The sequence below is a fragment of the Burkholderia sp. BCC0398 genome, assembly GCF_902833245.1.
GTDB lineage: Bacteria > Pseudomonadota > Gammaproteobacteria > Burkholderiales > Burkholderiaceae > Burkholderia > Burkholderia sola.
Window position 1 is genome coordinate 62,973 of record NZ_CADFEM010000003.1, and the last position, 21,771, is coordinate 84,743.

Consider the following 21,771-nt stretch of genomic DNA (forward strand, 5'->3'; position numbering starts at 1 on the left):
CACTTTCCGTGCGTTTTGCCGATTGATCGGATCGGGTCGGACAGACCGGCCGCGCGGCGCGTGGCGACCGGCACCGCGTGCCGCGCGCAGCACGACGGGATTCAGGCCCGAATACGTTCCATTATAGACAGGCTGGACGGGCGACCGGCGCAATTCCGCGGCGCGGGGCGGCGCGCGGGCGCGTGCGCGCCGCGGAGTCCGTCGTCAGGCGGCCGACGACAATTTCAGGCCGACCAGCCCCGCGACGATCAGCGCCGCACTGGCGACGCGGGCGACGGTCAGCGCCTCGCCCAGCATCACGATGCCGAACACGAACGCGCCGACCGCGCCGATGCCCGTCCACACCGCGTACGCGGTGCCGAGCGGCAACTGGCGCATCGCGACCGCGAGCAGCCCGAAGCTGGCCAGCGCCGTCGCGATCGTGAACACCGACGGACCGAGCTTCGTGAAGCCGTCCGACGATTTCAAGCCGGCCGCCCAGGCCACTTCCAGCAAACCGGCGATCAACAACCATACCCACGCCATCTCGACGTACTCCGTATCGGATGGGGCCGTCCCCGTTGAAGCGAATGACCCGGGGTCGTCCCCGGGCGGCGCCGAGTATAACAAGTAGCTTACGGACCTGCCGGCGGCCTGGCAGGCCGTCGCCGATGCGGGGCGCGATCGTCAGGACGCGGTCAGTTCGCCACGCGCTTCGGCGCGCCGCCGCCGACGCAGCGGTCGTCGCGGTAAAGCGCCCACTCCTCGCACACGCGGCCGTCCTTGAACACGCACATGCCGACCTGCCCGCTCGACAGGTTGCGGATTACGTGGCGACCGCCGAGCTTCTCGCAGTTGACCGACGCGGGATTGGCCAGCGCCGCCTGCGCGGGCGGGTGCTGCCCGGGCGGCAGCGGCTGGGCGAACGCGCCGGGCGCAGCGAGCGCCAGCGCACAGATGACGACCAGACGGACGGACATTGCACGCTCCTCGATTTGGTTCGCGGAACGGTCAGGATAGCGGGGATTGCGCAGCGGGTGTGCAAGGCCGGCGCCGGTCGCGAGGCTGTCGCGCCGGCGCAACCCTGCCGGGGCGCGACGCCGCGGCCGCATGCTTGGCCGCGCCCCGTGCGTCACACGGCGCCGACGAGCCGATAGCCGACGCCCGTCTCGGTGACGATGTGCTCGGGCTGCGCGGGATCGGCCTCGAGCTTCTGGCGCAGATGCGCCATGTAGATGCGCAGGTAATGATGGCTCTCGACGTGCGACGGCCCCCACACGTCGCGCAGCAGCTGGCGGTGCGTGAGCACGCGCCCCGCGTGACGCACGAGCGTCGCGAGCAGCCGGTATTCGAGCGGCGTCAGGTGCACGATCGCGTCGTCGCGCCACACCTGGCGCAGCGCGAGATCGACGGTCACGCCGCCGAAGGTCACCTTCGGCGACTCGTTCGCGCCGCCCTGGTTGCGCCGGCGCAGTTGCGCGCGAATTCGCGCACGCAGTTCGGACACGCCGAACGGCTTGGTCAGGTAGTCGTCGGCGCCCGCGTCGAGCGCGGCCACCTTCTCCTCTTCCTGCGTGCGCGCGGACAGCACGATCACCGGCACCTCGGACCAGCCGCGCAGTTCGCGGATCACGTCGAGGCCGTCGGTGTCGGGCAGGCCGAGATCGACGATCACGAGGTCGGGCTTGCGCGTCGCCGCGTCGATCAGCCCCTGCTTGCCCGTCTCGGCTTCGAACACCGCGATGTCCTCCTCCTCGAGCGCGGCGCGCACGAAGCGGCGGATCTGCTTTTCGTCCTCGATCAGGACGACGGTCAGGCTGGGTTCACTCATGGTCGGGCAATGACTCGGATGGGGGCGATGCGTCCGGCAGGTCGGATTCGTCGTCGGGCACGGCGGGTGCCGCCGGCGGCGTGTCGACCGGCAGCGTGAACCAGAAGCGCGCGCCCGTCACGCGGCCGTCGGGCGCGGTGCGGTTGAGCGCGCCGATTTTACCGCCGTGCGCCTCGACGATCGCGCGGCAGATCGCGAGACCGAGCCCGATGCCCGGCGTCGCCGATTCCTTCTCGCCGCGCGTGAACTTGTCGAAGATCCGCGTTTCCATGCCAACCGGCAGGCCCGGGCCGTGATCGTCGACGTGCACGCACACGAAAGGATGGCCGTCGTCGGTCACGCGCTCCGCGCCGATGTCGAGCGACGTATCGGGCGGCGTGTACTTCGCCGCGTTCTCGAACAGGTTGGTGAACAACCGCTCCATCAGCACCGCGTCCATCTGCAGCAGCGGCAGGTCGGCCGGCAGCGCGACGTGCGCGGGATGGCGCGCGAGCACGCGCCGGCACGCGGCGAGCGCGGCGCCGACGGTTTCCTCGAGCAGCGACCACTGGCGCTTGAGCTGCAGGCTGCCGGCCTGCAGCCGCGCCATGTCGAGCAGGTTCGTGACGATGCCCGTCATGCGCAGCGCCTCGTCGTGAATCGCGTCGACGAGTTCGCCCTCGCGCTGCGCGAGCCGCCCGGCCGCCGCGGCGTCGCCGGCCTGCGCGGCCGCGCGCCCGTTCGCGAGCATCGACGAAAAACCGACGATCGTCGTGAGCGGCGTGCGCAGGTCGTGCGAGATCGCCGACAGCAGCGAGTTGCGCAACCGCTCGGATTCCATGTTGACGAGCGCGTCGCGCGCGATCTCGACGTAGTGCACGCGCTCCAGCGCGAGCGCGATCTGCGCGGCGAATGCGTCGAGCATCCGCTGCTGCTCGGGGACCTCGAGTTCGCGCGGCTCGCGCGACGCGACCGCGAGCACGCCGCGCGTGCGCATCGGCGCCTTCAGCGGCAGGTACAGCGCGGCCGTCGCCGGCAACGTATCGGTGCCGCGCCCGGCCGGCTTCTGCTGGTCGTACACCCACTGGCCGACGTCGCTGTCGAGCTCCGCGCCCGTCAGCGTGACGACCGCGTCGGGCTCCTCGATCTTCTGCCGCACCTGGTCCGCGCTGTCGGGCAGCAGGAACGCGACGCGCGCGCGGAACACCTCGCCCACGTGACGGCTGCCGATCTCGACGATCTGCTCGGTCGTCAGCGCCGCGCCGAGCTCGCGCGCCATCGCGTAGATCGCGCCGGTGCGGCGCTCGCGGCGCTGCGCGACGCTCGCCTGACGCGTGAGCGTCGACGTCAGGTGGCTGATCACGAGCGACGTCAGCAGCATCCCGAAAAAGGTCAGCAGGTATTGCGTGTCGCTGACCGAGAACGACATGCGCGGCGGCACGAAGAAGAAATCGAACGCGGCCACCGACAGGAACGACTGCAGCACGCCCGGGCCGCGGCCGAGCCGCACCGCCGAGAACACCACGCCGAGCAGGTACAGCATCACGAGGTTCGTGAGGTCGAGCCGCCCGGACACGACGCTCGCGACGACGGTGATCGCCGCGCAGATCGCGGCCGCATACGCGTAGTGGCGCGGCGGCGAACGGTGCGTGCCGAACTGCGCGAACGCGTCGCGCCAGTCGCGCGCCCGCGCGTCGAGCGGCGCGGCGCGCGTCTCGTCGCTCGCGGACGCACGGATCAGCATCAGGTCGACGTCGCCCGCGCGTTCCGCCAGCTGCTCGCCGAACGGCCGTGCGAAGCGGCGCGCGAGCCCGACCTTCGGCGAGCCGCCCGCGACGAGCTTCGATACGTTGCGCACCTTCGCATAGCCGATCAACGCGGCGACCGCGTCGGGCCCGGCGAGCGTGACCGTCTCCGCGCCGAGCTCGGCCGCGAGCTTCAGTGCGTCGAGCGTGCGCTGCCGCCGCGCGTCGGGCAGCCGCTGCAGGCGCGGCGTCTCGACGTACACGGCGATCCAGTCGGCCTTCAGGCTCGCGGCGAGGCGCGCCGCCGCGCGCACGAGCGTCGGCGCTTCGGCGCCCGGGCCGACGCACACGAGCAGCCGCTCGCGCGCCTGCCAGATGCGCTGGATCGAACGGTCTGCGCGGTACTCGCGCATCTGCGCGTCGACGCGATCGGCCGTGCGCCGCAGCGCGAGCTCGCGCAGCGCGATCAGGTTGCCCTTGCGGAAGAAGTTGCGCACCGCGCGCTCGGCCTGCTGCGCGAGATAGACCTTGCCGTCGCGCATCCGCTCGAGCAATTCCTCGGCCGGCAGGTCGACGAGCGTGACTTCGTCGGCCGCGTCGAACACGCGATCGGGAACGGTCTCCCACACGCGAATGCCGGTGATCGCACCGACCACGTCGTTCAGGCTTTCGAGATGCTGGACGTTGACGGTCGTATACACGTCGATGCCCGCATCGAGCAGCTCGTAGACGTCCTGCCAGCGCTTCAGGTGCCGTGCGCCCTGCACGTTCGAATGCGCGAGCTCGTCGACGAGGATCAGTTGCGGCGCACGCGCGAGCGCGCCGTCGAGATCGAATTCGGCGAGCGTGCGGCCGCGATAGTCGATGCGGGCGGGCGGCAGCACGTCGAGGCCGTCGAGCAGCGCGGCGGTTTCACTGCGGCCGTGAGTCTCGACGATGCCGACGACGACGTCGACGCCTTCCTGCACGCGCTGGCGCGCGGCCTGCAGCATCGCGTAGGTCTTGCCGACGCCGGCGGACGCGCCGAAGAAGATCTTGAGCTGGCCGCGCCGCTGCTTTTCTTCATCGCGCTGCAGCTTGTCGAGGAGTTGGTCGGGATCGGGGCGGTTCATGCGTCAGAAGGGCGACGCGCCGGATGGCGCGCGAGATACAGCCATTGTGGTTCCAAATCGCCGCAAAAGGCAAAGACGGCGCGCGCGCCGTCGAAACGAAGTCGGGCCCGGCGCGCAGCCAGCCGCGCCGGGGAGCCCGCACGCCCGCACGCTCAGTGCGCGGCCTGCGCCGCGTCGAGCGCGAGATTCAGCTTCAGCACGTTCACGCGCGGCTCGCCGAGCACGCCGAACTGGCGGCCCGCCGTGTTCGCGGCGACGAGTTGCGCGACCGCGTCCGGCGCCAGGTTGCGCGCCTTCGCGACGCGCTCGACCTGGTACGCGGCCGCGGCCGGCGTGATCTCCGGATCGAGGCCGCTCGCCGACGCCGTCACGAGGTCGACCGGCACCGGCTTCGACAGGTCGGTGCCCGCGTCGCGCAGCGCGGCGATGCGCGCCTTCACCTGGTCGGCGAGCGACGGGTTCAGCGGGCCGAAGTTCGAGCCGCCGGAGCCGGCCGCGTTGTACGGCATCGGCGCGGTGGCCGACAGCCGGCCCCAGAAATACTTCGGCGCGTCGAACGACTGGCCGATCAGCGCGGAGCCGACGACCTTGCCGTTCTGCTCGATCAGGCTGCCGTTGGCCTGCGACGGGAACACGGCCTGACCGAACACGGTCATCACCGCCGGGTAAGCGAGCCCCGTCACGGCGGTCAGGACGACGAACAGCACGACGAGCGGGCGAATCAACGATTTCATGATGGTTCCTTCAAGGACGGCCGGCTCAGGCCCAGCCGAGCGCGGCGAGCGTCATGTCGATCAGCTTGATGAACGGGAACGGCAGCAGCACGCCGCCGAGGCCGTAGACCAGCAGGTTGCGGCGCAGCAGCGACGCGGCGCCGAGCGGCCGATAGGTCACGCCCTTCAGCGCGAGCGGGATCAACGCGACGATGATCAGCGCGTTGAAGATCACCGCGGACAGGATCGCGGACGCCGGCGACGTCAGATGCATGATGTCGAGCACGCGCAATTGCGGGTAGGTCGTCACGAATGCGGCCGGGATGATCGCGAAGTACTTCGCGATGTCGTTCGCGATCGAGAACGTCGTGAGCGAACCGCGCGTCATCAGCATCTGCTTGCCGATCTCGACGATCTCGATCAGCTTCGTCGGGTTCGAGTCGAGGTCGACCATGTTGCCGGCTTCCTTCGCCGCCTGCGTGCCGGTGTTCATCGCGACCGCCACGTCGGCCTGCGCGAGCGCCGGCGCGTCGTTGGTGCCGTCGCCCGTCATCGCGACGAGACGCCCGGCCGCCTGGTGCTCGCGGATCGTCGCGAGCTTGGTTTCCGGCGTCGCTTCCGCGAGGAAATCGTCGACGCCCGCTTCCGCCGCGATCGCCGCGGCCGTCAGCCGGTTGTCGCCCGTCACCATCACGGTCTTGATGCCCATCTTGCGCAGCTCCGCGAAGCGCTCCTTGATGCCGCCCTTCACGATGTCCTTCAGCTCGATCACGCCGAGCACGCGCGCCGCGCCGTCCTGCAGGTCGGCCACGACGAGCGGCGTGCTGCCGCGGCGCGCGACGTCGTCGACCGCGCGGCGCACTTCTTCGGGGAAGCGGCTGCCGTGGGTTTCGACGTAGCGGCGGATCGCGTCGGCCGCGCCCTTGCGGATCTCGCGGCCGGGCAGATCGACGCCGCTCATCCGCGTCTGCGCGGAAAAGCCGAGGAACGTCGCATGCAGTTGCGCCATGTCGCGCTGGCGAATGTTGAAGCGCTCCTTCGCGAGCACGACGATGCTGCGCCCTTCCGGCGTTTCGTCGGCGAGCGACGACAGTTGCGCGGCATCGGCCAGCGCTTCCTCGGTCACGCCCGGCGCCGGCACGAACGTCGACGCCTGACGGTTGCCGAGCGTGATCGTGCCGGTCTTGTCGAGCAGCAGCACGTCGACGTCGCCGGCCGCTTCGACCGCGCGGCCCGACGTCGCGATCACGTTCGCCTGCATCATCCGGCTCATCCCGGCCACGCCGATCGCGGACAGCAGCCCGCCGATCGTCGTCGGAATCAGGCACACGAGCAGCGCGACGAGCGCGGTGATCGTCACCACGTGGCCGGCCTTCATCGCTTCGACCGAGAACATCGAGAACGGCAGCAGCGTCGCGGTCGCGAGCAGCATCACGATCGTCAGCGCGACGAGCAGGATCGTCAGCGCGACCTCGTTCGGCGTCTTCTTGCGCTTCGCGCCTTCGACCATCGCGATCATCCGGTCGAGGAACGCCTCGCCGGGGTTCGCTGTGACCTTGACGACGATCCAGTCGGACAGCACGCGCGTGCCGCCCGTCACCGACGAGAAGTCGCCGCCCGATTCGCGGATCACCGGCGCGGATTCGCCGGTGATCGCCGATTCGTCGACCGATGCGACGCCGTCGACGACTTCACCGTCGGCCGGGATCACGTCGCCGGTCTCGACCAGCACGACGTCGCCTTTGCGCAGGTCGGACGCGGTCGTGATGCGGATCGGCGACTTCGGATGCGGCTCGTTGAGCTTCTTCGCCATCACGTCCTTCTTCGCGCTGCGCAGCGACGCGGCCTGCGCCTTCGAGCGCCCTTCGGCGAGCGCTTCGGCGAAGTTCGCGAACAGCACCGTGAACCACAGCCACAGCGCGATCGCGAGAATGAAGCCCGCGGGCGCCTCGGCCTGGCCCGAGAGCGCCGCGATCCACAGGATCGTGGTCAGGATGCTGCCGACGTACACGCAGAACATCACCGGGTTGCGGAACTGCGTGCGCGGCGTGAGTTTCTTGAACGAATCCACGATCGCCGGGCGCAGCAGCGCCGGATCGAACATGGACCGTGTTGCGGAATGTTGAGTCATTGCGATCTCTTCAAGCTCTTCAGTCTTTTCAGTGTGTCGCGATGCGGGCGCGCATCAAGCGCCCAGCCACATCATCAGGTGCTCGACACCCGGGCCGAGCGCGAGCGCCGGCACGTAGGTCAGCGCGCCCACCAGCAGCACGGTGCCGAGCAGCAGCACGACGAACAGCGGGCCGTGCGTCGGCAGCGTGCCGCTCGTCACCGCGATGCGCTTCTTCGCGGCGAGGGAACCGGCGATCGCCAGCACCGGCACGATCGTGCCGAAGCGGCCGAACCACATCGCGATCGCGGTCATCCAGTTGTAGAACGGCGTGCCGACCGTCAGGCCCGCGAACGCGCTGCCGTTGTTGTTCGCGGCCGAGCTGAACGCGTAGAGGATTTCCGAGAAGCCGTGCGGGCCCGGGTTCGAGATGCCGGCCTTGCCCGCGTCCGCCAACACCGCGATCGACGTGCCGACCAGCACGAGCAGCGGCGTGAGCAGCACGACGATCGACACCATCTTCATCTCGTACGACTCGATCTTCTTGCCGACGTATTCCGGCGTGCGGCCGATCATCAGGCCGGCGACGAACACCGCGAGCAGCGCGAACACGAGCATCCCGTAGAGGCCGGAGCCGACGCCGCCGAAGACCACCTCGCCGAGCTGCATCAGCAGCATCGGCACGAGGCCGCCGACCGGCGTCAGCGAATCGTGCATCGCGTCCACCGCGCCGCACGACGCGGCCGTCGTCGCGACCGTGAAGATGCCGGTCTGTGCGATCCCGAAGCGGGTTTCCTTGCCTTCCATGTTGCCGCCCGGCTGCAGCGCGCCGGCCGACTGGTCGACGTGCAGCGCGGCGAGCGTCGGGTTGCCGGCCTGCTCGGCGCTCACCTCGACGCCGGTCGCGACCGCGAACGCGACCGTCATCGCCGCGAGCACCGCGATGCCCTGCCGGCGGTCGCCGATCATCCGGCCGAACACGAGACACAGCGCGGCCGGGATGATCAGGATCGAGAAGATCTGCAGAAAGTTCGCGAACGGCGTCGGATTTTCGAACGGGTGCGCGGAGTTCGCGTTGAAGAAGCCGCCGCCGTTGGTGCCGAGCATCTTGATCGCTTCCTGGGAGGCGACCGGCCCCATCGCGAGCGTCTGCTTCGTCAGCGGAGTCGGCACCGTGACCGCGTTGCCCTTGTCGTCCTTCACCGGGCTGCCCTGCGCGTCGAGCTTCGGCGCCGCGTAGGTGCTCGCCTGCAGCACGGGCACGTCCTGGTACGCCTTCATGTTCTGCAGCACGCCCTGGCTCATCAGCAGCGCGGCGACGAGCGCCGCCATCGGCACGAGCACGTACAGCGTCACGCGCGTGAGGTCGACCCAGAAGTTCCCGATCGTCTGCGCGGTGTGACGCGCGAAGCCGCGGATCAGCGCGATCACGACGACGATGCCGGTCGCTGCCGACAGGAAGTTCTGCACGGTCAGGCCGAGCATCTGCGACAGATAGCTGACGGTCTGCTCGGGCGTGTAGTCCTGCCAGTTCGTGTTCGCGACGAAGCTGACGGCCGTGTTGAACGCGCCGTCGGGCGTCATCGCGCCGAACTGCTGCGGGTTGCCGGGCAGGAAGCCCTGCAGGCGCAACAGCCCGTAGAGGAACAGCACGCCGAGCGCGTTGAACGCGATCGTCGCGATCGCATACTGCTTCCAGTTCATCTCGGTGCCGGCGTCGACGCCGGCGACGCGGTACAGCGCGCGTTCGAGCGGGCCGAACACGCGCACGACGCGCGAACTGCCATCCATCACCGCGCTCAGGTAGCGCGCGACCGGCACGGCCGCCGCGAGCAGCACGACGATGAACAGCAGCGTCTGCAACAGGTTGTTCGCGTTCATTCGATGTCCTCCGCGCGCAGCAGCGCAAAGACGAGATACGCGAACAGCAGGGCCGTCGAGGCGCCCGCCAGCCAAAGCATCCAGGTCATGCGCGCCCCCCGCGACCGTATTGCACGAGCTTGTCGCAACCGGCAAGCAAACCGAGGATCAGCGCGGTGAAGAGCACCAGTGCGCCGATGAAAACCCCATCCATTTTTTGTTCTCCGTCGTCGAAATCGGACGACTAGAACCTTATGGGAACGCACGTAAAGGGCGGGTCAAAGGTGTCGGGGCGGGTGTAAAAAACGCGTAAACGCGTGCGGCGGGACTGGCGCAAAACGAGGCGGGACGAGCGGCGCTGCAGCGCCGCCCGCAACAGGCGCGTGCCGGCGTCGCGCCGGCACGGGGGACGGTCAGGGAACGAGAATCGTCGAGCCGGTGGTCTTGCGTGCTTCGAGGTCGGCATGCGCGCGGCCGACTTCCGCGAGCGGGTAGCGCTGGTTGATGCTCGTCTTCACCTTGCCCGACAGAATCACGTCGAACAATTCGGTGGCCGCGGCGTCGAGATCGGCACGCTTCGCGATGTACGAGAACAGCGTGGGCCGCGTGAAGAACAGCGAGCCGCGCGACGAGAATTCCTTCGAGTCGATCGGCGGCAGCGGGCCCGACGCGTTGCCGAAGCTGACGAAGTAGCCGAGCGGCGCGAGGCTGTCGAGCGAGCCGACGTAGGTGTCCTTGCCGATCGAATCGTAGACGACCGGCACGCCCGCGCCGTTCGTGATTGCCTTCACGCGCTGCGTGAAGTTCTCGCGCGTGTAGACGATCGGGTGATCGCAGCCGTGCGCCTTCGCGAGTTCGGCCTTCTCGTCGGAGCCGACCGTGCCGATCACGGTCGCGCCGAGCGCCTTCGCCCACTGGCACACGAGCAGCCCGACGCCGCCGGCCGCCGCGTGGATCAGGATCGTGTCGCCGGCCTTCACCGGGTACGTGCGGCGCAGCAGGTAATGCGCGGTCAGGCCTTGCAGCATCACCGACGCCGCGTCGTCGTCGCTGATCCCGTCCGGCAGCTTCACGACGCGCTCGGCCGGCATCACGCGCTCCTGCGCATACGCGCCGGGCGGCTGGCCGACATACGCGACGCGGTCGCCGGCCTTGAACGCGGTCACGCCGTCGCCGACGGCCGTCACCTCGCCCGCCGCCTCCATCCCGAGACCGCCGGGCAGCGGCTGCGGATACAGGCCCGTGCGGAAATACACGTCGATGTAGTTGAGCCCGACCGCGTGTTGCCGGATGCGGACTTCGCCGGCCTTCGGCGCGCCGACGTCGACATCGACCCACTTCATCACGTCCGGGCCGCCCGGCTGGTCGTATCGGATTGCTTTCGGCATCGTTTTGCTCCTCTTCTGTCTGGAATCTGGAAATCCGGTTCGGCGAATGCATCGACATTGCCGCTGCGGCGATGCGCGTGAACACGGGTCATAGCGGAGGATTCTCGCGCGTCGTGCGCGGTCGCGCAGCGCGTCGTCGCAATCCCTTCACATCGGTAGGGTTTTCGCGGGAAATGGATGGCATGGGCCGCGCATGAGGAAAACGGCGCGGTATGAGACCGGTCGCTGCCGCTCGTTTCCTTCGCTTGCGCAGTCAATGATGTTCGGCACACTTTGTAACGTTGACGTCACGTCGCTCGCGCCGCGATGGCCGAACCGGGCCGTTGGTCATTTCTCGCCTCGCGCCCCGTGCGCAAAGGATCTCCCGCGCGGTGTCGACGCGCTTTTCCCGAACCGACGAAGGTCGACGTCGATCGGCCCGACAACCGGTTCTGGCCATGGTCATTTACGAGACGACGGCCGTGCTAATTTGCCTCTGCCCAATTCGCCCAGTCCACCCCATGAAGCTCGCTCTTGTCTGGAATGTGATCGCTTTCGCGTCGCTATCCGCAAGTATCGGCAGCGCAACCGCGGCCCCGATACCGCGTGCGGACGGCACCCGTTTGCTCGACGGCCTGAGCCGTTCCGACAACACGCCGTATGCTGGCGCCGAGCGCCACGCTATGGCCGGGTATCTGGCAGGCGTGGCCGATGCGACCGAAGGCCAGGACTGGTGCGACAACGGGCGTGTCAAACCGGGGGAAATCGATTCGGAAGTGCTCCACGATCTCGGGAAATGGCCGAGAGATGCGCTGAGGGCAAATGCGGCAGTCCTGGTCACATACGTCTTGCGACAAAAATACCCGTGCCATTAGCCGCGCCCGAAATACCGGACATTGCCTCTCACCGGAACGAACGGGTAGCTGGGCCGACTGATCACAACGTCTCGGAAGGTTGCGCTCTTAACGTTGAACACATGCTAACCATCGACACAGATGACTTTAGACTTCAAATGGAGCCCGTTGCTGCGCGACGCGACGAACCGGGAGGGCCGTATCTTGAATGGATCGATGTACGGATCCAATTGACGGTACCGAGTATCCAGGCGGAAGGGCAATGGAGTGTCATGCCCGACGAGTTGCGACAATTTCGGCAACAGATTCAATCCATTCAAACGCAGCTTCAAGCCGGGCAACAAGCGGAGCTAACAGGCGTTGAGCCGGGGTTTGAGCTGATATTGCGAACACTTGATCGACGCGCAATCGTGGGCGACTGGCGCTTTCAGCCGCCCCCTCCCGAGGGAGCATGCATCACGGGGTATTGCGGGCTGGATCAGTCCTTCTTGCCCGAACTGCTACAAGGAATCGAATCCCTTCTATCGTTCAGGGGAACGCGCAAATCACCGTAATCGAGGCCCTCGCGCGCGGATGCACGTGCCTTGGTCGACGCCGTAGTCAGCCAGCCGACGGCTTCGCCGAACGCGCAAGCGCGCTCGCCAGCTCGATTGTGTGCCAGGCCATCACGCCAAGAAGCGGTGCCGTCATGAGTGGCGCGCTGAAGCCTTCGAACCCGGCCGTTGCGTGGCAATGCACCGGCCCGCTCGCTCGACAGCGAAGCATTCGGCACGATCCGTCCGACACTCCGCGGCCGATCGCATACGACAACTTCTTGAACGAAGCCCCCGACCGCTAAAGCGCGGCGCTCTTCAACAGCTGCCTAGCAAACGTCCTGCATGTTCCGCGCCAGATCGTCGAGCAGCATCCGCGCGGTCGCGGCGTTGGTCGCGACCGGCACGTCGTGCACGTCGCACGCGCGCACCAGCGCGGTGATGTCGGGGTCGTGCGGCTGCGCGGTCATCGGATCGCGCAGGAATATGACAATGTCGACGCGGCCGTCGGCCAGTTCCGCGCCGATCTGCAGGTCGCCGCCGAGCGGCCCCGACAGCTTGCGCTCGACCTCGAGCCCGTGCGCGGCGGCGATCCGGCCGCCCGTCGTGCCGGTCGCCACCAGCCGGCATTGCGCGAGCGTCTCGCGATACTGGCCCGCGAGCGCGACGATCTCGTCCTTCTTCGCGTCGTGCGCAATCAATGCGATGCGGGGTTTGCTCATCTCCAGTTCCTTCGTCGTTCGGTTGTTGTCGTCGTGAATCGAAAAGCGCGGGTCAGAACGTACCCGGATACGCGCCGCCGTCGAGCAGCCAGTTCTGCCCGGTGATGTAGCCGGCATGCACGCTGCACAGGAACGCGCAGGCCGCGCCGAATTCCGCGCGCGTGCCCAGGCGCCCGGCCGGGATGTCCTTGGTGCGCCGCGCACGCATCTCGTCGACCGTCACGCCCTGCGCCTTCGCCGACGCGGCGAGCGTCGTCGCGATCCGGTCGGTGTCGAACAACCCGGGCAGCAGGTTGTTGATCGTCACGCCCTGCCCCGCGACCTTGCGCGACAGCCCCGCGACGAAGCCAGTCAGCCCCGAGCGAGCGCCGTTCGACAGCGCGAGCACGTCGATCGGCGCCTTCACGGCCGAACTCGTGATGTTGACGATCCGGCCGAAGCCGCGGCCGATCATCCCGTCGACGGTCGCGCGGATCAGCTCGATCGGCGTCAGCATGTTCGCCTCGAGCGCGCGGATCCAGTCGTCGTGCGAGAAATCGCGGAAGTCGCCGGGCGGCGGGCCGCCGGCATTCGTCACGAGAATGTCCGGCTGCGGGCACGCGGCGAGCGCGGCCGCGCGGCCGTCCGGCGTCGTGATGTCGCACGCGACCGCCGTGACCGACACGTTCGCGCCGGCACGGATCTCTTCCGCGGTTTCCTCCAGCGTGTCGCGCGTGCGCGCGACGATCACGAGGTTCACGCCCTCGGCGGCCAGCGCTTCCGCGCAGCCGCGCCCGAGACCCTTGCTGGCCGCGCACACGAGCGCGGTCTTTCCTTCAATGCCGAGATCCATCGTCGCTTCCCTGGTGGCGCGCGTGTCGGCGCGGCCCCGCGTGGCCGCCGGCGGGCGGGCGAGCGGGCGTGCGCGGCACGCGGATTGTCGTGAGACGTCGATAATATCCGGATCGCGCGGCGCGCCTTGGTAAAATTGCGGCCATGAGCGACGGCCGGCCTCGCGCCCGCCGCCGCCCCCGATCCCCTTTTGCCGCCAAGGCACCCCGTCATGAAACAGGACAGCCGTTTCCCGAACCTCTTCATCACCGATCACCCGCTGATCCAGCACAAGCTCACGCACATGCGCGACAAGGACACGTCCACGCGCACGTTCCGCGAACTGCTGCGCGAGATCACGCTGCTGATGGGCTATGAGATCACCCGCAACCTGCCGATCACGACCAAGCGGGTCGAAACCCCGCTGGTGGCGGTCGACGCGCCGGTGATCGCCGGCAAGAAGCTCGCGATCGTGCCCGTGCTGCGCGCGGGCATCGGGATGTCGGACGGCCTGCTCGACCTGGTGCCGTCCGCGCGCGTCGGTCACATCGGCGTGTACCGCGCCGAAGACCACCGCCCGGTCGAATATCTGGTGCGCCTGCCGGACCTGGAAGACCGCATCTTCATCCTGTGCGACCCGATGGTCGCGACCGGCTATTCGGCCGTGCATGCGGTCGACGTGCTCAAGCGCCGCAACGTGCCGGCCGCGAACATCATGTTCGTCGCGCTGGTCGCCGCGCCCGAAGGCGTGCAGGTGTTCCAGGACGCGCACCCGGACGTGAAGCTGTTCGTCGCGTCGCTCGACTCGCACCTGAACGAGCACGCGTACATCGTGCCGGGCCTGGGCGACGCCGGCGACCGCCTGTTCGGCACCAAGAACTGACGGAACCGAGCGGCCGGCGCCACCGTGCCGCGCGGCCCGGCGCGCCGCGACGGCCGCCCTGGCCGTTCGGCCATGCGCGGCGGCCCCGAACCGGCGGTCGCCGCGTGATAAAATCACGATCCACTCGACACGCGCGGCCCCGCGGCTTCATGCCCGCCGACACGGCCGCCGATTCAACGACACATTGCAACAATCGCCCGCGCTGCGCGCCCGGGCACGGAGAAAGGTATGGCTGGTCATTCGAAATGGGCCAACATCAAGCATAAGAAGGCTGCGGCCGACGCGAAGCGCGGCAAGATCTGGACCCGCCTGATCAAGGAAATCCAGGTGGCGGCGCGCCTCGGCGGCGGCGACGTCAACTCGAACCCGCGCCTGCGTCTCGCGGTCGACAAGGCAGCCGACGCGAACATGCCGAAGGACAACGTCAAGCGCGCGATCGATCGCGGCGTCGGCGGCGCGGACGGCGCGAACTACGAAGAAATCCGTTACGAAGGCTACGGCATCAGCGGCGCGGCGATCATCGTCGACACGCTGACCGACAACCGCACCCGCACGGTCGCGGAAGTCCGCCACGCGTTCTCGAAGTTCGGCGGCAACATGGGCACCGACGGCTCGGTCGCGTTCATGTTCGATCACGTCGGCCAGTTCCTGTTCGCGCCCGGCACGTCGGAAGACGCGCTGATGGAAGCCGCGCTCGAAGCCGGCGCGAACGACGTGAACACGAACGACGACGGCTCGATCGAAGTGCTGTGCGACTGGCAGGCATTCTCGGCGGTGAAGGACGCGCTCGAAGCCGCGGGCTTCAAGGCCGAACTCGCCGAAGTGACGATGAAGCCGCAGAACGAAGTCGAATTCACCGGCGACGACGCGGCGAAGATGCAGAAGCTGCTGGACGCGCTCGAGAACCTCGACGACGTGCAGGACGTGTATACGAACGCCGTCATCGTCGAGGAATGAGATGCCGGCCGCCGTGCGCAGCGTTGCGGCGGCGGCCCGACCGATTTCGCGGCCGGCGCGCCTGAGCGTGCCGGCCGCCCTGTTTTCTAGTCTGCGGGGAATCCCATGAAACTACTCGTCGTCGGTTCCGGCGGCCGCGAACATGCGCTGGCGTGGAAGCTCGCGCAGTCGCCGCGCGTCCAGATGGTCTACGTCGCGCCGGGCAATGGCGGCACGGCGCAGGACGAGCGGCTGAAGAACGTCGACATCACGGCGCTCGACGAACTCGCCGATTTCGCGGAACGCGAAGGCGTCGCGTTCACGCTCGTCGGGCCGGAAGCACCGCTCGCGGCCGGCATCGTCAACCTGTTCCGCGCACGCGGCCTGAAGGTGTTCGGCCCGACCCGCGAAGCCGCGCAGCTCGAAAGCTCGAAGGATTTCGCGAAGGCGTTCATGAAGCGCCACAACATTCCGACGGCCGACTACGAAACCTTCGCCGACGCGGCCGCCGCCCACGCGTACATCGACGCGAAGGGTGCGCCGATCGTCGTGAAGGCCGACGGCCTCGCGGCCGGCAAGGGCGTCGTCGTCGCGATGACGCTCGAAGAGGCCCATGCGGCCGTCGACATGATGCTGTCGGGCAACAAGCTCGGCGATGCCGGCGCGCGCGTCGTGATCGAGGAATTCCTCGATGGCGAGGAAGCGAGCTTCATCGTGATGGTCGACGGCAAGCACGCGCTGGCGCTGGCGTCCAGCCAGGACCACAAGCGCCTGCTCGACGAAGATCGCGGCCCGAACACCGGCGGCATGGGTGCATATTCGCCCGCGCCGATCGTCACGCCGCAGATGCACGCCCGCGTGATGCGCGAAATCATCATGCCGACCGTGCGCGGGATGGAGAAGGACGGCATCCGCTTCACGGGCTTCCTGTACGCGGGCCTGATGATCGACAAGGATGGCAATCCGCGCACGCTCGAGTTCAACTGCCGGATGGGCGACCCGGAAACGCAGCCGATCATGGCGCGCCTGAAGAGCGATTTCTCGAAGGTCGTCGAGCAGGCGCTCGCGGGCACCCTCGACACGGTCGAGCTCGACTGGGATCGCCGCACCGCGCTCGGCGTCGTGCTGGCCGCGCACGGTTACCCGGACGCGCCGCGCAAGGGCGACCGCATCAACGGCATCCCGGCCGAGACCGAACAGGCCGTGACGTTCCATGCGGGCACGACGCTCAATGACGGCGACAAGCTCGTGACGTCCGGCGGCCGCGTGCTGTGCGTGGTCGGCCTCGCCGATTCGGTGCGCGAAGCGCAGCAGCATGCGTACGACACGATCAACCAGATCAATTTCGAAGGCATGCAGTACCGCCGCGACATCGGCTTTCGCGCGCTCAACCGCAAGAGCGCGTGACGTCGCCATCGCCGCCCCGCGCCCGCGCGGCGGCGACCCGTCTGCCGGGGTTCGATAGAATGCCCGGCAGATGCTTTTTTTATGGCCCCCGCTCCGGGTGGGGGCAGCCAGTCCAGACATGACCGATTCGACCTACGACGTGGCGCGTGTGCGCACGTACCTCCAGGGCCTGCAGACACGCATCGCCGACGCGCTCGGCGCGCTCGACGGCACGCCGCTCGCGACCGACACGTGGCAGCGCGGGCCGGCCGAACGCCTGCGCGGCGGCGGCTGCACGCGGATTCTCGAAGGCGGCCGCGTGTTCGAACGCGCGGGAATCGGCTTTTCCGACGTCGCGGGCGACGCGCTGCCGCCGTCGGCGAGCGCGGCGCGTCCGCAGCTCGCGGGCCGCGGCTTCGAGGCGCTCGGCGTGTCGCTCGTGCTGCACCCGCGCAATCCGTACTGCCCGACCGTGCACATGAACGTGCGGATGCTGATCGCGACGAAACCGGGCGAAGACCCCGTGTTCTGGTTCGGCGGCGGCATGGATCTGACACCGGTTTACGGCTTCGAGGACGACGCGCGGCATTTCCACCAGACCTGCAAGGATGCGCTCGACCCGTTCGGCGCCGAGCTCTACCCGCGCTTCAAGCAATGGTGCGACGAATATTTCTTCCTGAAGCACCGCAACGAAACGCGCGGCATCGGCGGGATCTTCTTCGACGATTTCTCGGAACCCGGTTTCGAACGCTCGTTTGACATGATGCAAAGCGTCGGCGATGCGTTCCTGCACGCTTACCTGCCGATCATCGAGCGCCGCGCCGAACTGCCGTACGGCGAGCGCGAACGCGACTTCCAGGCCTACCGCCGCGGCCGCTACGTCGAATTCAACCTCGTGTTCGACCGCGGCACGCTGTTCGGCCTGCAAAGCGGCGGCCGGACCGAGTCGATCCTGATGTCGATGCCGCCGGTCGCGAACTGGCGCTACAACTGGCAACCCGAGCCGGGTTCGCCGGAAGCGCGCCTTTACAGCGACTTCCTCGTGCCGCGCGACTGGGTCTGAGCCCGCGCGTGCCGCTGCCCCAACGAAAGGACGCGTTTCTGGACACCACCGCCCGCCCCGCCCCGCTGCCGCGTCGTATCGGCTTGCTGGGCGGCACCTTCGACCCGATCCACGACGGTCATCTCGCGCTCGCGCGCCGGTTCGCCGCGCTGCTCGACCTGACCGAACTCGTGCTGCTGCCCGCCGGACAGCCGTACCAGAAGCGCGACGTGTCGGCCGCCGAGCACCGGCTCGCGATGACGCGCGCGGCCGCGGATTCGCTCGTGCTGCCGGGCGTGACCGTGACCGTCGCCACCGACGAGATCGAGCACACCGGCCCGACCTACACGGTCGAGACGCTCGCGCGCTGGCGCGAGCGGATCGGCCCGGATGCGTCGCTGTCGCTGCTGATCGGCGCCGACCAGCTCGTGCGCCTCGATACGTGGCGCGACTGGCGCACGCTGTTCGACTACGCGCACATCGGCGTGTCGACGCGCCCGGGCTTCGAGCTCGGCGCGGCGCCGCCGGACGTCGCGCGGGAGATCGCCGCGCGGCAGGCCTGCGCCGACGTGCTCAAGGCCACGCCGGCAGGCAACCTGCTGATCGATACGACCCTTTCGTTCGACATCGCCGCGACCGACATCCGCGCGCACCTGCGCGCATGCATCGCACGCCATGCGCAAATGCCCGACGCGTCGGCCGAACATGTGCCGGCCGCCGTATGGGCCTATATTCTTCAACATCGCCTCTACCATTCCTGAATCCATGGATATTCGCAAACTGCAGCGCGTGATCGTCGACGCCCTCGAAGACGTCAAGGCGCAAGACATCAAGGTGTTCAACACCAGCCACCTGACCGAACTGTTCGACCGCGTGGTCGTCGCGTCGGGCACCTCCAACCGACAGACCAAGGCGCTCGCGTCGAACGTGCGCGACAAGGTCAAGGAAGCCGGCGGCGACGTCGTCAGCTCCGAAGGCGAGGACACCGGCGAATGGGTGCTGGTCGACTGCGGCGACGCGGTCGTGCACATCCTGCAACCGGCGCTGCGCCAGTACTACAACCTCGAGGAAATCTGGGGCGACAAGCCCGTGCGGATGAAGCTCGGCGGCGGCAAGGGCAACGGCTTCGCGACGGCGAGCGAAGACGAGGACGACGAGGAAGAAGCCGCGCCCGCACGCCCGGCGCGCAAGACGGCGGCCCGCCGCCGCTGAGTCGCAGCGAGTCGTCCCGATGAAGCTTTTCATCCTCGCGGTCGGCCACAAGATGCCGGGCTGGATCGCATCCGGCTTCGACGAATACACGAAGCGGATGCCGCCCGAACTGCGCATCGAGCTGCGCGAAATCAAGCCTGAACTGCGTTCGGGCGGCCGCAGCGCCGAAAGCGTGATGGCCGCCGAGCGGCAGAAGATCGAGGCCGCACTGCCGAAGGGCGCGCGCCTCGTCGCGCTCGACGAGCGCGGCCGCGACTGGACCACAATGCAGCTCGCGCAGGCGCTGCCCGGCTGGCAGCAGGACGGCCGCGACGTCGCGTTCGTGATCGGCGGCGCTGACGGGCTCGATCCGGACCTGAAAGCGCGCGCCGACGTGCTGCTGCGCATTTCGAGCATGACGCTGCCGCACGGTATGGTGCGCGTGCTGCTCGCCGAACAGCTTTACCGGGCGTGGAGCATCACGCAGAATCACCCCTACCACCGCGCATGACGTGTCGTCCTCGAGACGCGCGCCACGCGCGCCTAACGAGATAACGACACCATGCCGTCCAGCACGTCCCCCGCGCTTTTCCCGATCCTTTACCTCGCCTCGCAAAGCCCGCGCCGCCAGGAGCTGCTGCTGCAGATCGGCGTACGCTTCGAGCTGCTGCTGCCGCGCCCCGACGAGGACGCCGAGGCGCTCGAGGCCGAGCTGCCCGGCGAAGCCGCCGACGCGTACGTGCGGCGCGTGACCGTCGCGAAGGCCGAGGCCGCGCGTGCGCGCCTCATCGCGAGCGGCAAGCCGCCCGCGCCGGTGCTCGTTGCGGACACTACGGTGACCATCGATGGCGCGATCCTCGGCAAGCCGGCCGACGCCGACGATGCGCTCGCGATGCTCACCCGCCTCGCGGGCCGCGCACACGAAGTCCTGACCGCCGTCGCCGTGATCGGCGCCGACGGCGAACTGCTGCCGCCCGCGCTGTCGCGCTCGTCGGTACGCTTTTCAAACGCATCGCGCGATGCGTTCGCGCGCTACGTCGACACCGGCGAGCCGTTCGGCAAGGCCGGCGCGTACGCGATCCAGGGCCGCGCGGCCGAATTCATCGAGCGAATCGACGGATCCCATTCAGGTATCATGGGTCTGCCCCTTTTTGAGACTGCCGCGCTGCTGCGTACCGCACGCGTCGCCTTCTGAACCGCACCATGAACGAAGAAATCCTGATCAACCTCACGCCGCAGGAAACGCGCGTCGCACTCGTCCAGCAAGGTGCGGTGCAGGAGCTTCACGTCGAGCGGACGCTGTCGCGCGGACGGGTCGGCAACATCTATCTCGGCAAGGTCGTACGCGTGCTGCCCGGCATGCAGTCGGCGTTCATCGACATCGGCCTCGAGCGCGCGGCGTTCCTGCACGTCGCCGACATCTGGCATCCGCGCCTCGCGGGCGAGCCGCAGTCGGGCGCACCGCACCAGCCGATCGAGAAGATCGTGTTCGAAGGCCAGACGCTGATGGTGCAGGTGATCAAGGATCCGATCGGCACGAAAGGCGCGCGGCTGTCGACGCAGGTCAGCATCGCGGGCCGCACGCTCGTCTACCTGCCGCAGGAGCCGCATATCGGCATCTCGCAGAAGATCGAGAGCGAGGCCGAGCGCGAGGCCGTGCGCGCGCGCCTGACCGCCGTGATCCCGCCGGACGAGAAAGGCGGCTACATCGTGCGCACGATCGCCGAGGATGCGACCTCCGACGAACTGGCCGGCGACGTCGCGTACCTGCGCAAGACCTGGGCGACGATCGTCGCGCAGGCGCAGCGGCTGCCGGCGACGAGCCTGCTGTACCAGGATCTCGATCTCGCGCAGCGCGTGCTGCGCGATTTCGCGAACGACGACACGACGCGCATCCAGGTCGATTCGCGCGAGACCTACCAGCGCCTGTCGGAATTCGCGGGCGAGTTCACGCCGGCCGTGAGTCCGAAGCTGCATCACTACACGGGCGAGCGGCCGCTGTTCGACCTGTACAACATCGAGACGGAGATCCAGCGCGCGCTGTCGCGCCGCGTCGACCTGAAGTCGGGCGGTTACCTGATGATCGACCAGACCGAGGCGATGACGACGATCGACGTGAACACGGGCGGCTATGTCGGCGCGCGCAACTTCGACGACACGATCTTCAAGACCAACCTCGAGGCCGCGCACACGATCGCGCGGCAGCTGCGGCTGCGCAACCTCGGCGGGATCATCATCATCGACTTCATCGACATGGAGAACGCCGAGCATCGCGACGCGGTGCTGTCCGAGCTGAAGAAGGCGCTGTCGCGCGACCGCACGCGCGTGACGGTCAACAGCTTCTCGCAGCTCGGACTCGTCGAGATGACGCGCAAGCGCACGCGCGAATCGCTCGCGCACGTGCTGTGCGAACCGTGCCCGACCTGCCAGGGCAAGGGCCAGGTGAAGACGTCGCGCACCGTGTGCTACGACATCCTGCGCGAGATTCTGCGCGAATCGCGCCAATTCAACCCGCGCGAGTTTCGCGTGATCGCCGCGCAGCAGGTGATCGACCTGTTCCTCGACGAAGAATCGCAGCATCTGGCAATGCTGATCGACTTCATCGGCAAACCGGTGTCGCTGCAGGTCGAGTCGAATCTGAGCCAGGAGCAGTACGACATCGTGCTGATGTAACGGTGGGCTCGTGCAAGGTTGTGCGAAGCGTGCCCGGCGCAGCGC

At 68.3% G+C, this 21,771-nt stretch carries 22 protein-coding genes; 11 read left to right on the forward strand and 11 right to left on the reverse strand.

Going from position 1 to position 21,771, the window contains the following annotated elements; all coding sequences use genetic code 11:
* Window positions 1-204: 204 nt before the first annotated feature.
* The 9 genes from sugE to HWX76_RS07005 all read right to left on the reverse strand — a co-directional run bounded on the left by sugE (window position 205) and on the right by HWX76_RS07005 (window position 10,717).
* Window positions 205-525: a quaternary ammonium compound efflux SMR transporter SugE gene (sugE, locus tag HWX76_RS06965; protein ID WP_089488688.1), complete on the reverse strand. Its 321-nt coding sequence runs from the start codon at window positions 523-525 to the stop codon at window positions 205-207.
* A 152-nt stretch (window positions 526-677) separates the two neighbouring features.
* Window positions 678-959 (reverse strand): DUF333 domain-containing protein, encoded by a 282-nt coding sequence (locus tag HWX76_RS06970; RefSeq protein ID WP_050016419.1) that lies wholly within the window; start codon window positions 957-959, stop codon window positions 678-680.
* Window positions 960-1,111: 152 nt separating this feature from the next.
* Complete coding sequence (gene kdpE / locus HWX76_RS06975) at window positions 1,112-1,810, reverse strand: two-component system response regulator KdpE (protein ID WP_050016417.1); 699 nt, start codon at window positions 1,808-1,810, stop codon at window positions 1,112-1,114.
* Entirely contained in the window at window positions 1,803-4,646 is a 2,844-nt protein-coding gene (locus HWX76_RS06980) for a sensor histidine kinase KdpD (RefSeq protein ID WP_050016416.1), read from the reverse strand. The genes kdpE and HWX76_RS06980 overlap by 8 nt, the downstream gene beginning before the upstream one ends.
* 152 nt (window positions 4,647-4,798) lie before the next feature.
* Window positions 4,799-5,380 carry a potassium-transporting ATPase subunit KdpC gene (gene kdpC / locus HWX76_RS06985; protein WP_124637620.1) on the reverse strand — a complete coding sequence of 194 codons (582 nt, stop codon included), beginning with the start codon at window positions 5,378-5,380 and terminating at the stop codon, window positions 4,799-4,801.
* 25 nt (window positions 5,381-5,405) lie between these two features.
* Window positions 5,406-7,490 carry a potassium-transporting ATPase subunit KdpB gene (gene kdpB / locus HWX76_RS06990; protein WP_050016412.1) on the reverse strand — a complete coding sequence of 695 codons (2,085 nt, stop codon included), beginning with the start codon at window positions 7,488-7,490 and terminating at the stop codon, window positions 5,406-5,408.
* Between the two features lie 54 nt (window positions 7,491-7,544).
* On the reverse strand, window positions 7,545-9,350 hold the full coding sequence (gene kdpA, locus HWX76_RS06995) for a potassium-transporting ATPase subunit KdpA (RefSeq protein ID WP_124554850.1): 1,806 nt from the start codon (window positions 9,348-9,350) through the stop codon (window positions 7,545-7,547).
* Window positions 9,347-9,439, reverse strand: coding sequence for a K(+)-transporting ATPase subunit F (gene kdpF / locus HWX76_RS07000; protein WP_006752209.1), 93 nt, complete (start codon window positions 9,437-9,439; stop codon window positions 9,347-9,349). Before kdpF ends, kdpA begins: the two co-directional genes overlap by 4 nt.
* Window positions 9,440-9,742: 303 nt before the next feature.
* The gene (locus HWX76_RS07005; protein ID WP_089488691.1) at window positions 9,743-10,717 is read right to left on the reverse strand and encodes a quinone oxidoreductase; all 975 of its coding nucleotides are present in this window, start codon (window positions 10,715-10,717) and stop codon (window positions 9,743-9,745) included.
* Between the two features lie 500 nt (window positions 10,718-11,217).
* Here HWX76_RS07005 and HWX76_RS07010 point away from each other — a divergent pair, with 500 nt between their 5' ends.
* Both HWX76_RS07010 and HWX76_RS07015 read left to right on the forward strand, forming a co-directional pair.
* The gene (locus HWX76_RS07010) at window positions 11,218-11,571 is read left to right on the forward strand and encodes a Rap1a/Tai family immunity protein (RefSeq protein WP_060733606.1); all 354 of its coding nucleotides are present in this window, start codon (window positions 11,218-11,220) and stop codon (window positions 11,569-11,571) included.
* Between the two features lie 101 nt (window positions 11,572-11,672).
* Window positions 11,673-12,104, forward strand: coding sequence for a hypothetical protein (locus HWX76_RS07015; protein WP_176015622.1), 432 nt, complete (start codon window positions 11,673-11,675; stop codon window positions 12,102-12,104).
* A 308-nt stretch (window positions 12,105-12,412) separates the two neighbouring features.
* Here HWX76_RS07015 and HWX76_RS07020 read toward each other — a convergent pair whose 3' ends face one another.
* Together HWX76_RS07020 and HWX76_RS07025 are read right to left on the reverse strand one after the other, a co-directional pair.
* Entirely contained in the window at window positions 12,413-12,805 is a 393-nt protein-coding gene (locus HWX76_RS07020) for a methylglyoxal synthase (protein WP_176015623.1), read from the reverse strand.
* Window positions 12,806-12,857: 52 nt separating this feature from the next.
* The gene (locus tag HWX76_RS07025; RefSeq protein ID WP_124594795.1) at window positions 12,858-13,637 is read right to left on the reverse strand and encodes an SDR family oxidoreductase; all 780 of its coding nucleotides are present in this window, start codon (window positions 13,635-13,637) and stop codon (window positions 12,858-12,860) included.
* A gap of 210 nt (window positions 13,638-13,847) precedes the next feature.
* Between HWX76_RS07025 and upp the strand changes: the two genes are divergently transcribed.
* The 9 genes from upp to rng all read left to right on the forward strand — a co-directional run bounded on the left by upp (window position 13,848) and on the right by rng (window position 21,726).
* The gene (gene upp / locus HWX76_RS07030; protein ID WP_006478229.1) at window positions 13,848-14,498 is read left to right on the forward strand and encodes a uracil phosphoribosyltransferase; all 651 of its coding nucleotides are present in this window, start codon (window positions 13,848-13,850) and stop codon (window positions 14,496-14,498) included.
* Window positions 14,499-14,726: 228 nt separating this feature from the next.
* A complete protein-coding gene (locus tag HWX76_RS07035) occupies window positions 14,727-15,455 on the forward strand; it encodes a YebC/PmpR family DNA-binding transcriptional regulator (protein ID WP_006478227.1) in 729 nt (242 codons plus the stop codon).
* Between the two features lie 105 nt (window positions 15,456-15,560).
* Complete coding sequence (purD, locus tag HWX76_RS07040; RefSeq protein WP_176015624.1) at window positions 15,561-16,841, forward strand: phosphoribosylamine--glycine ligase; 1,281 nt, start codon at window positions 15,561-15,563, stop codon at window positions 16,839-16,841.
* A 118-nt stretch (window positions 16,842-16,959) separates the two neighbouring features.
* The gene (gene hemF, locus HWX76_RS07045) at window positions 16,960-17,883 is read left to right on the forward strand and encodes an oxygen-dependent coproporphyrinogen oxidase (RefSeq protein WP_176015625.1); all 924 of its coding nucleotides are present in this window, start codon (window positions 16,960-16,962) and stop codon (window positions 17,881-17,883) included.
* 14 nt (window positions 17,884-17,897) lie between these two features.
* Window positions 17,898-18,623, forward strand: coding sequence for a nicotinate-nucleotide adenylyltransferase (locus HWX76_RS07050; RefSeq protein WP_306427010.1), 726 nt, complete (start codon window positions 17,898-17,900; stop codon window positions 18,621-18,623).
* 4 nt (window positions 18,624-18,627) lie between these two features.
* Entirely contained in the window at window positions 18,628-19,074 is a 447-nt protein-coding gene (gene rsfS / locus HWX76_RS07055; RefSeq protein ID WP_050016394.1) for a ribosome silencing factor, read from the forward strand.
* 19 nt (window positions 19,075-19,093) lie between these two features.
* Window positions 19,094-19,564, forward strand: a complete 471-nt coding sequence (rlmH, locus tag HWX76_RS07060; RefSeq protein ID WP_006478222.1) for a 23S rRNA (pseudouridine(1915)-N(3))-methyltransferase RlmH — start codon at window positions 19,094-19,096, stop codon at window positions 19,562-19,564.
* 51 nt (window positions 19,565-19,615) lie between these two features.
* Window positions 19,616-20,248 carry a Maf family protein gene (locus tag HWX76_RS07065; protein WP_050016392.1) on the forward strand — a complete coding sequence of 211 codons (633 nt, stop codon included), beginning with the start codon at window positions 19,616-19,618 and terminating at the stop codon, window positions 20,246-20,248.
* Between the two features lie 8 nt (window positions 20,249-20,256).
* Entirely contained in the window at window positions 20,257-21,726 is a 1,470-nt protein-coding gene (gene rng, locus HWX76_RS07070) for a ribonuclease G (protein ID WP_050016390.1), read from the forward strand.
* Window positions 21,727-21,771: the final 45 nt, after the last annotated feature.

Coding starts and splice junctions, on each gene's coding strand:
- rng (WP_050016390.1), top strand. CDS start 20,257: ATGAACGAAGAAATCCTGATCAACCTCACGCCGCAGGAAACGCGCGTC.
- HWX76_RS07025 (WP_124594795.1), bottom strand. CDS start 13,637: ATGGATCTCGGCATTGAAGGAAAGACCGCGCTCGTGTGCGCGGCCAGC.
- kdpA (WP_124554850.1), bottom strand. CDS start 9,350: ATGAACGCGAACAACCTGTTGCAGACGCTGCTGTTCATCGTCGTGCTG.
- rsfS (WP_050016394.1), top strand. CDS start 18,628: ATGGATATTCGCAAACTGCAGCGCGTGATCGTCGACGCCCTCGAAGAC.
- kdpC (WP_124637620.1), bottom strand. CDS start 5,380: ATGAAATCGTTGATTCGCCCGCTCGTCGTGCTGTTCGTCGTCCTGACC.
- HWX76_RS07015 (WP_176015622.1), top strand. CDS start 11,673: ATGCTAACCATCGACACAGATGACTTTAGACTTCAAATGGAGCCCGTT.
- hemF (WP_176015625.1), top strand. CDS start 16,960: ATGACCGATTCGACCTACGACGTGGCGCGTGTGCGCACGTACCTCCAG.
- HWX76_RS07035 (WP_006478227.1), top strand. CDS start 14,727: ATGGCTGGTCATTCGAAATGGGCCAACATCAAGCATAAGAAGGCTGCG.
- HWX76_RS06970 (WP_050016419.1), bottom strand. CDS start 959: ATGTCCGTCCGTCTGGTCGTCATCTGTGCGCTGGCGCTCGCTGCGCCC.
- HWX76_RS07010 (WP_060733606.1), top strand. CDS start 11,218: ATGAAGCTCGCTCTTGTCTGGAATGTGATCGCTTTCGCGTCGCTATCC.
- HWX76_RS06980 (WP_050016416.1), bottom strand. CDS start 4,646: ATGAACCGCCCCGATCCCGACCAACTCCTCGACAAGCTGCAGCGCGAT.
- purD (WP_176015624.1), top strand. CDS start 15,561: ATGAAACTACTCGTCGTCGGTTCCGGCGGCCGCGAACATGCGCTGGCG.
- kdpB (WP_050016412.1), bottom strand. CDS start 7,490: ATGACTCAACATTCCGCAACACGGTCCATGTTCGATCCGGCGCTGCTG.
- kdpF (WP_006752209.1), bottom strand. CDS start 9,439: ATGACCTGGATGCTTTGGCTGGCGGGCGCCTCGACGGCCCTGCTGTTC.
- kdpE (WP_050016417.1), bottom strand. CDS start 1,810: ATGAGTGAACCCAGCCTGACCGTCGTCCTGATCGAGGACGAAAAGCAG.
- HWX76_RS07005 (WP_089488691.1), bottom strand. CDS start 10,717: ATGCCGAAAGCAATCCGATACGACCAGCCGGGCGGCCCGGACGTGATG.
- upp (WP_006478229.1), top strand. CDS start 13,848: ATGAAACAGGACAGCCGTTTCCCGAACCTCTTCATCACCGATCACCCG.
- HWX76_RS07065 (WP_050016392.1), top strand. CDS start 19,616: ATGCCGTCCAGCACGTCCCCCGCGCTTTTCCCGATCCTTTACCTCGCC.
- rlmH (WP_006478222.1), top strand. CDS start 19,094: ATGAAGCTTTTCATCCTCGCGGTCGGCCACAAGATGCCGGGCTGGATC.
- HWX76_RS07020 (WP_176015623.1), bottom strand. CDS start 12,805: ATGAGCAAACCCCGCATCGCATTGATTGCGCACGACGCGAAGAAGGAC.
- sugE (WP_089488688.1), bottom strand. CDS start 525: ATGGCGTGGGTATGGTTGTTGATCGCCGGTTTGCTGGAAGTGGCCTGG.